The sequence below is a fragment of the Nostoc sp. C117 genome (assembly GCF_043099735.1).
GTDB lineage: Bacteria > Cyanobacteriota > Cyanobacteriia > Cyanobacteriales > Nostocaceae > Nostoc.
Window position 1 is genome coordinate 4,217,983 of record NZ_CP170991.1, and the last position, 12,321, is coordinate 4,230,303.

Here is a 12,321-nt window from a genome sequence, read left to right on the forward strand (position 1 = left end):
TGTTTCTCTGTGATTTTAGGCACTTTTAGATCCCCCTAACCCCAGCAGGGCTAGCTACGGTGTACACACAAGCGACCAGTTTTATCCCAATACCCTTGGGATAAGCCAGAAAGCGATCGTGTAGAGACGCGATAAATCGCGTCTAAAACACTGAGGTGTTAGAGAGACGCGATTTATCGCTGTTTCTACAGACAATATACTCGTCAATTATTCCTTGACAGACTACTATTTTCCACTTGTGTATACACCGTAGAGCAGTGCTAGGAGGGATCGAATTATATGCAGTTTCATAAAGAATTGGTATCAGTTAGTTGCAAACTGCTGTATCTACAATTTAGGATTTTAGATTAGCAACCGATGACTCTTTCTCTTTATAAACATGCCATTCGGAAATGTAGATTTTGCTTTTTTTGGGTTTGCTAATTTCCCCTTTATGCAGAAATCCGCATTTCAATATTTACAGCCACCGCCTGTAACTCTTTGGCTTTCTCCTCTGGTAAAGCATCATTGGCAAACATTCCTGCTGCGAGTTCGGTTCCTGCAAGATACTTTAGCCTTTCGCTTGTGCGATATGGGGGATAAAACTGGGCGTGTAAATGTGCTTCCGGATGGGCTAAACCGTCCGTGGGTGCTTGGAACCAAGCCATTAAGTAAGGAAACGGGCGATTCCATAAGCCGTCATACTTGAGAGTCACAGTTTTTAACGCTTTGGCAAGTCCCCAACGTTGTTCAGAAGTAAGATCCATAAAAGTGCTAACTGGCTCTTTTGGTGCAATCCAGACTTCATAGGGGTAACGAGCGCATACCGGGACAAATGCGATCGCATACTCATCTTGATAAATAATCCGTTGGTTGTCTGCAATTTCCTTCTGAATCAAGTCTTGCAGTAAACCCCGCTGATGTTCTTTATAATACTCTTGCTGCATTGCCAGCATTCGCGCTGGAACAGGCGGTATAAAAGGATAGGCGTAAATTTGCCCGTGGGGATGGTGCAATGTTACACCCACCTCTACCCCTTTATTTTCAAAGGGCAGCACATACTGAATTTGGGGATTTAGTCCTAGTTCGCGGGTGCGATCGCCCCACACTTCCAACAGCAAATCTAGATGATCCAACTCTAAGGAACTCAAGGAGGCGCGGGCATCTTGAGTAAAAACCACTACCTCACATGCTCCATTTGCTGGTAACGTTTCCACGATGGTATCAGGTGGATTGTTGGCTGTGGGAATCATTGAGGGAAAGCGGTTATCGAACACAGCTACGTCATACTTACCTTGGGGTAGTTCCGTGGGGAACTCAGGATTGGTGGTAGGTGCCAGGGGATTATATTCTGGGGGCGGCATGAATGTCCGCCCTTGACGGTGACTGGCATAAGCTACCCATTCCCCCCGCAAGGGATGCCAGCGCAGATGCGGATTAGCTTGCACTGGCTCATTACTAGGGCTAGGGGCTTCTAACTGACTAGTAATTGGGTAACGACTGTATAATTTTAATTTGCGTCCGTCGGGCTTTAACAGCTTGTGGGAGTACATAAACCTTGTCCTGAGAGGGTTGCAGCGCGGATTGCCTCAATGGGAAATTTTGGAGTGCGATCGCCATACAATAAACCGTTAGCTTCTTGGAAGGTATCTGTTAGTTGTGTGTAACAGAATCCGCTAAATAGCTCAATATTATTAACTGTTTCCAGCAGTGCAGCGTATTTCATTTGCAATTCGGAAATATTCGAGCAGTTTTCATATCCCCAAGCTTGATCTGCATGAGGTTGGTCGAGAGGGGCATAGGCGATCCCACCAAACTCGGTCAACATCACTGGTTGTCCTTGATGGGGATAATTATCCAAAGTGAGAATGCGTCCCCCAGGGCGGCTATGCTCAAATAGATCGGATATCTGATCTGGTCTGTAGCGACGGGCTAATCGCTCAGGCTGACGTTCATAGTCGTGAATAGCGAGGATGTCGGTATCTGTGCTTTCCCAACCATCGTTACCAATTACTGGACGAGTTGGATCGAGAGTTTTTGTGAGGTGGTACATAGCTAATACGTAGTTACGATGAGCTGCTGTCTCAACCAAATTTGGCACTCCCCAGGATTCATTAAATGGTACCCACGCCACAATACAAGGATGGCTCACATCTCGCTTGATGATTTCCGTCCACTCACGGGTCATGCGTTCCACGGCTTTCGGCGTGAAGCGGTAAGCGCTAGGCATCTCCTCCCATACTAACAACCCTAAAACGTCTGCCCAATATAAAAAGCGGGGGTCTTCGATTTTTTGGTGTTTGCGTACTCCGTTAAAACCCATAGCTTTGACGAGTTCTACATCACGCCGCAATGCTTCGTCACTGGGTGGAGTCATTAATGTCTCAGGCCAATAGCCTTGGTCGAGAACCAGCCGGAGATAGTAGGGGCGACCGTTGAGCATAAAGCGATCGCGTTGAATGCTGACAGTCCGCATCGCTGTATAAGATTGCACTTGATCTAACAGACAATCTTTATGCCATAGCTGAATTTCAGCATCTATGAGCGTCGGCTTTTCTGGACTCCAGAGTAATTCATTACGGCAATCGTCAATACCTGGATCGCCCAGAACAATGCGGCGGCTAATTTCCCCATTGAATACTTCATAAATATCGCTTGCTAAAACCAGACCGCCAACGCTCAGTTTTACTTTAATTTGTACACCCGAAGTAGGTAAATTACCAGCCAAACCAAGTTCAAACCCAATTTCCCACCGTTCGCAATCGGGAATCCACCGAAGATTACCGATATAAGACTCACCTACGCGCTCTAGCCAGACTGTCTGCCAAATACCACTTGTGCGAGGATACCAAATACTATGAGGTTTCAACTGCCAATCTTGTTTACCACGAGGTTTGGCCAGATCGTGCGGATCGTCTTGTGCCCATACTGTTACCTTTGTTGTACCAGTGTCATTTAAAGCATGGGTAATATCGAGAGTGAAAGAGGTGTGTCCACCTTCATGCTCAGATATGTATTTATCGTTTACCCACACACGAGCGTGATAATCCACAGCACCAAAATGTAACAGTAATCTGCCATCCCCTGGTGGTGTTTCAAATTCCCGTTCGTACCAGCAGTTTGAATGAAAACCGCGATCGTCAATCCCACTTTTGGTAGATTCCGGTGCAAAAGGAACTTCTATATGATGAGACCATTGGCTAAAATCGCTTGGTTGGCTGCACTTTCCTTCGTCATCAAATGCGAATTTCCATAGCCCATTTAAAGTTTGCCAGTGTGAGCGTTTTAACAATGGGCGAGGGTGTGCTGTTTCAGTTAAGTCCACAAAATTATTATTAGTTTTAGAGATTAATTTAACCCCGCTATTTTCCAAATCCAATAATCTCATCAAATTTCCTCCTTATACATACCTCAATCAACCCCTGCTATAGGTTAAATTTAGACCCCAATATTTGGATTGCCAGATATAGCATGAGTTTTTAGCCGATCGTTAATCGATCGGTTAGAGCTAGTAGTATTGTATTTTCTGTAAATAATTATACTTTTCGCACTTAGGTGTTCAAGTATAACAATAAGTTTATATACCCCTAGCTCGTGACATTATGGCATATGCATCATGAATCTTTGCTAGGTTATCTAGAAAAAAAGCATTAAATTTAGGTCGCTCATATATATCATAAATCTGCCACATAATAAAGTAGCGGTCATAAAAATTTTATTCATATAAATTGTTTAAACAATACCTTCGGCAAAAAAAGAGGATGAAGAGATCGGTACGATCTAGTAGAGTTACAGCACTAAAATGACAAAAAAATACTGCAATGCGATCGCACTTTCAAGAAACCGCATTTGCTTGGGGTTGGGGAATAAGCTCAAAACCCAATTGCTGTGAACTTTTTTGGAGATTATTCAGAAGACGTTTTAAAAGTAGGATACTTTTGTAAGAAAGCTCACAAAGCTGATGCTGATATTTGTAAAAACCAGCACCTTGTGAGCGAATGACTAAAGCATACCGTAGCAATTTGACATAGGAACTGTGGGAACTGATTGCAGGAGAGCTCCCATCAGAAAAATCCAGTTTTCATCTACGGACTGTAGCTTTATCTGCGGAATGTGGGTTATTAACGAGATTTTCTACATTGATTTGACTAGACTCAGATCGTCTGCCGTACTCCGCCAAAAATTAAGGAATCATTGCTACTTTTATTACTTGACGCGCCTTCATCTCATAAAACACCTGTTCTAAATCTTTTAATGGGCGCTGTTCAGTAATAAGTAATTCAAAGGGTATCTTGCGACTAGCTATGAGTGCAAGTGCCGATCGCACATACTCTGGTGTATTATGAAACACGCCTTTGATCGTCAGCTCGCTATAGTGTAGCTGTTCTGTGTTGACAGTAATGCTGGTATCCCGTGGACATCCACCGAATAAGTTTACTGTTGCACCAGGACGGGCGCAAGCGATCGCAGTTTCCCAAACGCTAGGCACACCAGTGGCTTCAATCACTACATCTGCACCCCATCCTTGGGTAAATTCTTTCATGACGCTGGGAATATCCAAGATTTGATGATAATTAAAGGTTTGGGCTGCACCCAATTTCTGACCAATTTTTAACCTCTGGTCATTACCTCCCCATAGCAACACTTCAGCAGTATCCGCTAAAGCAGCTACAAACATCAGCCCGATCGCCCCATCTCCCAAGACGACTACTTTATCTTTGGGTTTAATATTAGAACGGGCTACACCATGCAATACACAAGCTAGTGGTTCCGTCATGGCTGCCAATTCCCACGGTAATTCATCAGAAATTTGCAATAAATTATGCTGTACTATCGGTGCAGGAATTTTCAAGTATTCCGCAAAAGTTCCATTATTCCACGTTAAATTCGCACATAATGAATATTCTTGGCGTTGACAAAATAAACATTCCATACATGGAGCAGAATTATTAGCGACAACGCGATCGCCTACTTGCCAATTTGTCACACCTGCACCCAAAGCAACAATCCGCCCAGCAACTTCATGACCAAAAAGCGTTGGCGGTTTTAACATTTTGGCATGACCACCACGCCGCCAAACTTTCAAATCTGTACCACAAGTTGTTGCTGTCCCCACTTGGATTACAACTTCGCCAGCCGCAGGAGTGGGATCGGCGACCTCTTCTAGCCGTAAATCTTCTTGCCCATAAAGTAATGCTGCTAACAAAGTTTTAAACCGATGAAATAGCTCCACCTGATTTTACCAGTTGGAGCTATTTCATCGGTACTAAACTAAATCAGTATTGATTTATAGTAGGTTTTTATCAATCTAAAATAGCAATGGCGAAAAACTAGGTATTCACCACTGGCTGGGTAAGAACCCCGGTGTTTCGGCTTTCCACATTAGGATTAGGCAAGCGAGTAGCAGTTAACAGCGGTACTTCTTGTCGGCACGACAGGCAAAACCAATATAGTTCACCATGACGGGCATGACGTAGGAGGGAACCACCGCAACACGGGCAGGTGTTGGCTCTTGTACTCATACCAATGTCCTCCTTGAATAAAAGTTGTTGTTTAAGCTGAGCAAAAAAAGCAGTTTCTTAAAACTGGATGCTAGCGGCATGAATTCAGCCATTCGATTTTATGCGGTCTTTAATAATTTGTCTGTAAAGAGCTTCATATCCGTTAACCATTTGGCTAAGTAGATCGGCGCAATTAAAGCTAACTGGTGGGAGCTGTCATTTGTCCTTTGTCCTTTCTCATTAGTAATGGTTTTAAGCCTATTTACGTTTTGTAATGTAATATTGTCCTCAATATAATGAATTACATCATTTATTTTATGAGAACAAAGCATTTGTACTTAGTTTTTTGACATTTAAATTAACCTAAAAAGGCTACTAAAAGCACAACACTGATTAACTACATCACAAACTCTCTGCCGAGAAATCTCAGGATTATCGGTCAATGTCAACTCACCGCTATACTTATAACCTTATAGCCAATGAATTACTTGTTGCATCTGTCTTGGGGATCATAATGAAGTAAAATATTTTGTAGCATAGCGTACAAAATTGCATATTTTGTAGCTGGAAATACTAAATTATTAAATGGGATCAACTCATTAAGGCTTTGTTTAAAAGCAATGAAGGAATCGGATATAAATTCTCAATATTAAATAATTGTACAAAAATTACATAATTTGTAATTAGTAATTTACAAAAATTCTGAACGTTAACTAATGAAAATCGCTACTTGGAACGTCAACTCAATTCGCACTCGCCTAGAACAGGTTATCAATTGGTTAACTCATAATCCTGTTGATGTTCTCTGCTTGCAAGAAACCAAAGTTCTAGATGTGGAGTTTCCGCGATCGCCTTTTGAAGAATTAGGCTATCACCTTTATTTATCAGGGCAAAAATCCTATAACGGTGTAGCCCTGATCAGCCGCCAACCAGTCCTAGACGTAAGTAGCGGCTTCACGGCGATTTTGCCCGATTTACACCACGAATGGGATGAGCAAAAGCGGGTGATTACAGGTGTAATTGACGGTATTCGGATTGTGAACTTATACGTTCCCAACGGCGCAGCAGTAGGAACCGAAAAATATGAATATAAACTACGCTGGTTGACAGCCCTACGCGAGTACTTGCGAGTGCTGGTGCTGTCACACCCTCAAATTTGCGTATGCGGTGACTTCAATATTGCACTTGAAGCTAAGGATATTCATGAGCAAGTGAGTACAGAAAATCACATTATGGCAACAGAAACAGAGCGCCAAGCCTTACGGGATATTCTGGCACTGGGATTTGCTGATGCTTTTCGTAAATTCAACACCGAAGGCGGAAATTATAGCTGGTGGGACTACCGCGCCGCCGCCTTTCGTCGTAACTTAGGGTGGCGGATTGACCATCACTATCTGACACCCATACTGTATGAACGTGCTAAAAGTTGCATTATTGATGTCGCACCAAGAAAGTTAATTCAACCCAGCGACCATGTGCCGGTGATTGTGGAATTATAAAGGGGACTGGATATTGGGAACTGGGGACTGGGTATTGGGCATTATTATTCTCGCTAGTCCCTAGAACATCAATTGAGTAATATAGCGGTTCTCGAATGGAAGCAATACACTTTGACCTCTCTCCTTTTAGGAGAGAGGCTTTGAATCTTACTCGCCAACGCTAGTAGGGAAGCAGGGTGGTTTCATACAAGCAGAGAAAAACTAAAATTCGGTTTCAAAGCCTTTCAAGCACAATTTCCTTCTTGCGCCTAAAATAAATCCGAATTTTTCGTCATAACCCTGAATACTGAATCAGTCTTCTAGTCCCCAATCCCCAATACCCAATCCCCAATCCCCATCAATTTAAGGGATAATATATATCCTTAGAACTGGGATTAAGATAAGGACGCTGCAAGTCAATTGTATGGCGTGCAAAGTGTTGGTCAATAACTCTCATTCGTTCTTCCATTGCATTCTTACCTTTTTGCCAAGCTTCCAACAAAGCATTAGCGACGATTTGGCAACGGTTCATCCCAAAACTTTCTTGTGCGGCAAATTTTTGAATTGGTTCTTCAGCTAAACCTAATCCTGGGGCTAAAAATTTGGTAAACAAGGGAATTTCAGGCTGGAAATGAAATTGATTTTCTGGATAAACAGCCTGAAGGATTGTGCGGATTGCTGGATAGTCGTGGAGTTCAAAGTAGAGTACCCCAGAATCATAACGTCCGTATGCAGAAGGATTGTGGAGAACCTGAAAACTAAAAGGAATGGAGGCTGCATTCAATTGCAGCGTCAGGCTGTCCATAAGAGCGATCGCACCAGATGCCGTAAAGTTAAAGTAGATTCGCCCTGCTCCTAAATCACCGTCTGGATTACTTTGCTGTTCCTGTCCCACATTGCTAACTGCCATATAGCAACTATTTTGTAATCTATTTTTGGGCATCCAGATTGCTACTGTGTCACCTACTTTCGTAGATTTTTTACTCGATTCTAGATGGCAATCTGGCTCAACATAAAGTGTTAAACCACCTTTAGTTACCGCCATAGTACCATCGGGTTCTTGCCGTAACACTTCCCATTTAGGGTCAAAGTAACCTATACCATGATTACTTCCGTGCAGTTGCTCATAGAAATCCCAATCAATCTGCAAAGTCGAATTATCTTCTAAATTATGCTTGGAAGGACAATTATTAGTATTGACTGCCAAAGTACTTTGTAAGGAGCCATTGTAATAGATCCCATAGAGAAAATTTCGCAGCAATAGAGTTAGATATTTCTGTTGTAAATCTACCGGAGTTTGCTGAAATCTATCGGCTATTTTAGTCGGCAGAGAGAACGGTTGATAATTGGGATGGTAAATACAAAAATTTGACTCAATTTGGATATTACTAGCAATATCGAACAGAGATGTCAGCGGTTGATTGGTAGAATAAAACATTAATCCATTCAAAACTAAAATTTGAAAATCCAAAATTATCAAGAAGTAGTCAGAATCCAGAATACTCTACTGATGAGTGAACAGAGTTTTAATCAGGAGTCTAATATTACTATATTCATTCATAAAATATTCTTGTAACTTTTTAATTATGTTCTGTTCTCCATTATTAACAACCACGGAGCTGAGTTTTTTCGTAATAAATTCGAAGTAATTGCCGCTCTTTTTGAGGCTGAGGAAGTTGATGAATTTTTGCAGTATAATTGACAATTTCTGATTCTGAAATACCGAAAATAGTCCGTACAGCTTGTTCTGGTATAGTGAGCAAAGTTTTAGCTATTTGCAGCATACAGATATCAGCATTACTAAAGTATTTCCGGCACGTAATTACATCCTGAATTTGATGAATCAGTGCCAGTCCCGTAAACTGAACAACGCGCCGAATAAAGTCACTCCGATATTCTAAAATCATCGGAAAAGCATTGAGATAAGACCTAATCAGGGCGATAATTGAAGGCTGTAAAATCTCCAAAGGTGTCAATGCTAGATGTAGAGATTCTTCTAACTCAATGGTGGGATCTACTACGAGGCTCTTGAGCCAAATTCCTAGATAGCTTGCTAGTAAAGTTCCTAAATCAAAAGCTGGATCTCCCCAAGCACAAGCTTCCCAATCAATTAATCGCACTAAGCAATTGTCTAGTTGCTGCCAGCGGGAATGAACTAAAATGTTGCTCAAGTTCAAGTCGTTGTGAGTTAAGCAACAAGGCTCCCATTCGTATGCCAAATCTGCGATCGCACTTTCCAAACTCTCGTACTGTTGATAAAGAACGTAGAATTTCAGCGCATCCGTGGGAACATTACCGAAAATTTCTGGACTAATTGATCCTATCCCCTGCGCCGGATTGTAAAAACCATAGCGAAACTCTCCTTGGGGAGCAGTTGCCATAAAATCCTTATATTCTCGGCATTGGAAGGTTGCACGATGCAGTGCGGCTAAAGTAGTGCCGATGGCAGAAGCAATTTCTTGTGGAAAAATCTCGTTATTGTGGTATATTGTCGCAAGCTCGACATATTCGCTCAGATAGTTACGGACGAGGATAGAATTTTCTTCGTCAAAATGGACTACTAATGGAGCGTAGTTTACCGCCGTAGGCATCGCCGAAACATTGCCGAGAACTGGAAACTGCTGGAGCAATTGGTGAAACAACCACTCTTTAAATAACTCATGAGGCAAGCCTTCACTGTTAATATTACGTTCTTGTTTAACGAGCAGTTTACGATTATCTGCTAAAGTCACTAGTAAATTGAAGTTTTTCTTACTATTTCCTGGCAAGTCAGATTCATCTGATATGCCATCTCCTGAGTTATACAGACCTACGTCTTGTAGATACTGGATAACATTATGAGAAGACAGTGATAATACCATGTATTACTTCCTACTTCGTAGATTAACGTAAATTAATTGGTGTCACAATTTGCTTAGCCTTAGCAGTTCTTAGTAGATAGTAAGTAGTGTGTCAATAAGAATAAAGATTTGTACAATCTACTAATATCGCATCTTTTGCATGAAAACCTGCCAAAATGGCACCAAAGTCTTTATAATTACTTTAAAATTGCCTCCAAGACACCGTGACATCTTTACACTCTCTCAGCATAGTTACTTAGATACATCTAGAGTAATTTATGCGGTAGGCTCTTACGTATTTAAATTGCAGTCTGACTAGTGGTCGCGCAACGTAATCCCTCAGGAGAGCGGAGGTGTGTCATTTGTCATTTGTCATTGGTATTTACAAAGGACAAATGACAAATTACAGTCTTCTCTTATCAGAGACGCTGCGCCAACACCGAAAATAGTGCAATATAGAAGCGCATTAGCTTATAGCCTTTGATTTAGACCGCGTATCGAGGTTTGTGGCGGTTGAGCATCCCCAGCAAAAAGCAGATGTTGTTTGATGTTAAGTAGTCATCCTGAAAGCAGCGAAGAATTTCAGCAATTCTTCGGGTTACGAAGCATGACTTTCAACACTATTATTTTTATTTATCATCACAAACCTAAAAAAACCGGACATTTTGAGCCGTTGGTAATTATTTTTTGCTTAAATTTTGATAATTGATACCTGAAAGCCTTATTGATAGGTGATTTGTGTTACTTGGAAGCTTTCAGCGATGCAAATAACGGCTATATGAGTGCATCTTATATAACTATACTTTTGTCAACCGCAAGACTCAAAATTGGTGAATCTGATATGTCTTGCTGTGCTAACAGAAGTAAAACAGATTTAATAAGCTGATATCGACCTAAAATGATAAGTCTTCAATTGGACATGATATAACTTGTTCCTTAAAATCTGCCGTAGGTTGGTTTTCATGCCTGACTTTCTGGAATTATGATAAAAATATGAAAATTTGCCACAGCAAAACCAATGCCCGATCCCGAAAACCGCCCTAGTCTCCCTGAAGTTCACCGTAGTATTAAAATTCCCGACAGTAAAAGCTTTTGGCGCAAGATGTTCGCTTATGCAGGGCCAGGGTATCTGGTGTCAGTGGGATACATGGACCCTGGAAACTGGGCAACAGATATCGCTGGGGGGTCTAAGTTTGGCTATACCCTCTTGACAGTAATTTTGGTGTCCAACCTGATGGCGATATTGTTGCAATCGCTATGTGTGCGTTTGGGTGTTGCTACAGGACGAGATTTGGCACAGGCTTGTCGAGATTATTTCAGTCCACGGGTTAACTTTTGTTTGTGGGTGCTGTGTGAGATTGCGATCGCTGCTTGCGATTTGGCAGAATTATTGGGAAGTGCGATCGCTCTGCAACTTTTATTCGGTATTCCTTTAGTATGGGGTGTCTGCATCACTGCACTGGATGTCTTGGTATTGTTATTCTTGCAACATAAAGGCTTTCGCTATACAGAAGCGCTGGTAATAATACTAGTAACAACGGTAGGCTTCTGTTTCATAGCGGAAATTCTCTTCTCTCGGCCTGATATGGGCGGGATTTTGTTCGGATATCTGCCGAAGGGCGAAATTTTACAAAATCCAGAAATGCTCTACATTGCCATTGGCATTTTAGGGGCAACAGTGATGCCTCACAACTTATATTTACACTCCTCTATTGTGCAAACCCGTGATTGGCAACCTAATAACGAAAAAAGATGGGAAGCAATTAAGTTTGGCACAATTGATTCAACTTTTGCTCTGTCGTTGGCGCTGTTTATCAACTCAGCCATTTTAATAGTGTCTGCTGCCACATTTCATTTTTCTGGGAATCAAAATGTGGGAGAAATTCAAGAAGCTTACAAACTGCTTTCACCATTGTTAGGTGTTAGTGCAGCTAGCGCCATCTTTGGAATTGCTTTACTTGCTTCTGGACAAAGTTCAACACTGACTGCAACCTTGGCAGGACAGATTGTCATGGAAGGGTTTTTACAATTTCGCCTTGCATCCTGGTTACGCCGTTTAGTTACCCGGCTGCTTGCGATCGTTCCAGCGTTAATTACGATTATTATCTTTGGAGAACATAGTACAAGCAGTCTCATAGTTTTTAGTCAAGTTATCCTCAGTTTACAGTTACCGTTTGCAGTAATTCCATTGGTGATGTTTACAAGTAACCATCGTTTAATGGGAGAGTTTGTAAATCCCTTATGGTTAAAATCTCTAGCTTGGCTAATCGCTATTGTTATCGTCGGACTAAATGTTTGGTTGATATTACAAAGTACCTTAGGTTGGCTGGGTTTCAATCTTTAAATCTGTTTAAATAGATTAACTAGTAGTAGTAGGGTGTGTTATGGCTTTAGCCTAACGCACCATATAATCAATTAAGTGAATCAGATAGATTCTTGTTGCGTAGGCATAGCCCGCCGCAGGCATCGCTGAGAGTGAGTGCTGATTATTTAATGCTGAAAAAAGCCTATTCTTATGCGGTT

8 protein-coding genes are annotated in these 12,321 nt (G+C 41.7%); 2 read left to right on the top strand and 6 right to left on the bottom strand.

The window, feature by feature from the left end; genetic code table 11:
• Nucleotides 1-431: 431 nt before the first annotated feature.
• The 4 genes from galT to ACFG4S_RS18360 form a co-directional block, all read right to left on the bottom strand.
• Complete coding sequence (gene galT / locus ACFG4S_RS18345) at nucleotides 432-1,532, bottom strand: galactose-1-phosphate uridylyltransferase (protein WP_392530468.1); 1,101 nt, start codon at nucleotides 1,530-1,532, stop codon at nucleotides 432-434.
• Nucleotides 1,511-3,367, bottom strand: coding sequence for a glycoside hydrolase family 2 protein (locus ACFG4S_RS18350; protein ID WP_392530469.1), 1,857 nt, complete (start codon nucleotides 3,365-3,367; stop codon nucleotides 1,511-1,513). Before ACFG4S_RS18350 ends, galT begins: the two co-directional genes overlap by 22 nt.
• A 795-nt stretch (nucleotides 3,368-4,162) precedes the next feature.
• A complete protein-coding gene (locus ACFG4S_RS18355) occupies nucleotides 4,163-5,185 on the bottom strand; it encodes a zinc-binding dehydrogenase (RefSeq protein ID WP_392536018.1) in 1,023 nt (340 codons plus the stop codon).
• Nucleotides 5,186-5,309: 124 nt separating this feature from the next.
• Complete coding sequence (locus tag ACFG4S_RS18360; protein ID WP_392530470.1) at nucleotides 5,310-5,501, bottom strand: hypothetical protein; 192 nt, start codon at nucleotides 5,499-5,501, stop codon at nucleotides 5,310-5,312.
• A gap of 695 nt (nucleotides 5,502-6,196) precedes the next feature.
• Between ACFG4S_RS18360 and xth the strand changes: the two genes are divergently transcribed.
• Nucleotides 6,197-6,979 carry an exodeoxyribonuclease III gene (gene xth, locus ACFG4S_RS18365; RefSeq protein ID WP_392530471.1) on the top strand — a complete coding sequence of 261 codons (783 nt, stop codon included), beginning with the start codon at nucleotides 6,197-6,199 and terminating at the stop codon, nucleotides 6,977-6,979.
• 337 nt (nucleotides 6,980-7,316) lie between these two features.
• Here xth and ACFG4S_RS18370 read toward each other — a convergent pair whose 3' ends face one another.
• Together ACFG4S_RS18370 and ACFG4S_RS18375 are read right to left on the bottom strand one after the other, a co-directional pair.
• Complete coding sequence (locus ACFG4S_RS18370; protein ID WP_392530472.1) at nucleotides 7,317-8,396, bottom strand: T3SS effector HopA1 family protein; 1,080 nt, start codon at nucleotides 8,394-8,396, stop codon at nucleotides 7,317-7,319.
• A 166-nt stretch (nucleotides 8,397-8,562) separates the two neighbouring features.
• A complete protein-coding gene (locus tag ACFG4S_RS18375; protein WP_392530473.1) occupies nucleotides 8,563-9,819 on the bottom strand; it encodes a phosphotransferase family protein in 1,257 nt (418 codons plus the stop codon).
• A 997-nt stretch (nucleotides 9,820-10,816) separates the two neighbouring features.
• Here ACFG4S_RS18375 and ACFG4S_RS18380 point away from each other — a divergent pair.
• Complete coding sequence (locus ACFG4S_RS18380) at nucleotides 10,817-12,142, top strand: Nramp family divalent metal transporter (RefSeq protein WP_392530474.1); 1,326 nt, start codon at nucleotides 10,817-10,819, stop codon at nucleotides 12,140-12,142.
• Nucleotides 12,143-12,321: the final 179 nt, after the last annotated feature.

Bases quoted from the DNA above. Each gene is read 5' to 3' on its own strand.
- galT (WP_392530468.1), bottom strand. From the start codon at position 1,532: ATGTACTCCCACAAGCTGTTAAAGCCCGACGGACGCAAATTAAAATTA.
- ACFG4S_RS18370 (WP_392530472.1), bottom strand. From the start codon at position 8,396: ATGTTTTATTCTACCAATCAACCGCTGACATCTCTGTTCGATATTGCT.
- xth (WP_392530471.1), top strand. From the start codon at position 6,197: ATGAAAATCGCTACTTGGAACGTCAACTCAATTCGCACTCGCCTAGAA.
- ACFG4S_RS18360 (WP_392530470.1), bottom strand. From the start codon at position 5,501: ATGAGTACAAGAGCCAACACCTGCCCGTGTTGCGGTGGTTCCCTCCTA.
- ACFG4S_RS18350 (WP_392530469.1), bottom strand. From the start codon at position 3,367: ATGAGATTATTGGATTTGGAAAATAGCGGGGTTAAATTAATCTCTAAA.
- ACFG4S_RS18375 (WP_392530473.1), bottom strand. From the start codon at position 9,819: ATGGTATTATCACTGTCTTCTCATAATGTTATCCAGTATCTACAAGAC.
- ACFG4S_RS18380 (WP_392530474.1), top strand. From the start codon at position 10,817: ATGCCCGATCCCGAAAACCGCCCTAGTCTCCCTGAAGTTCACCGTAGT.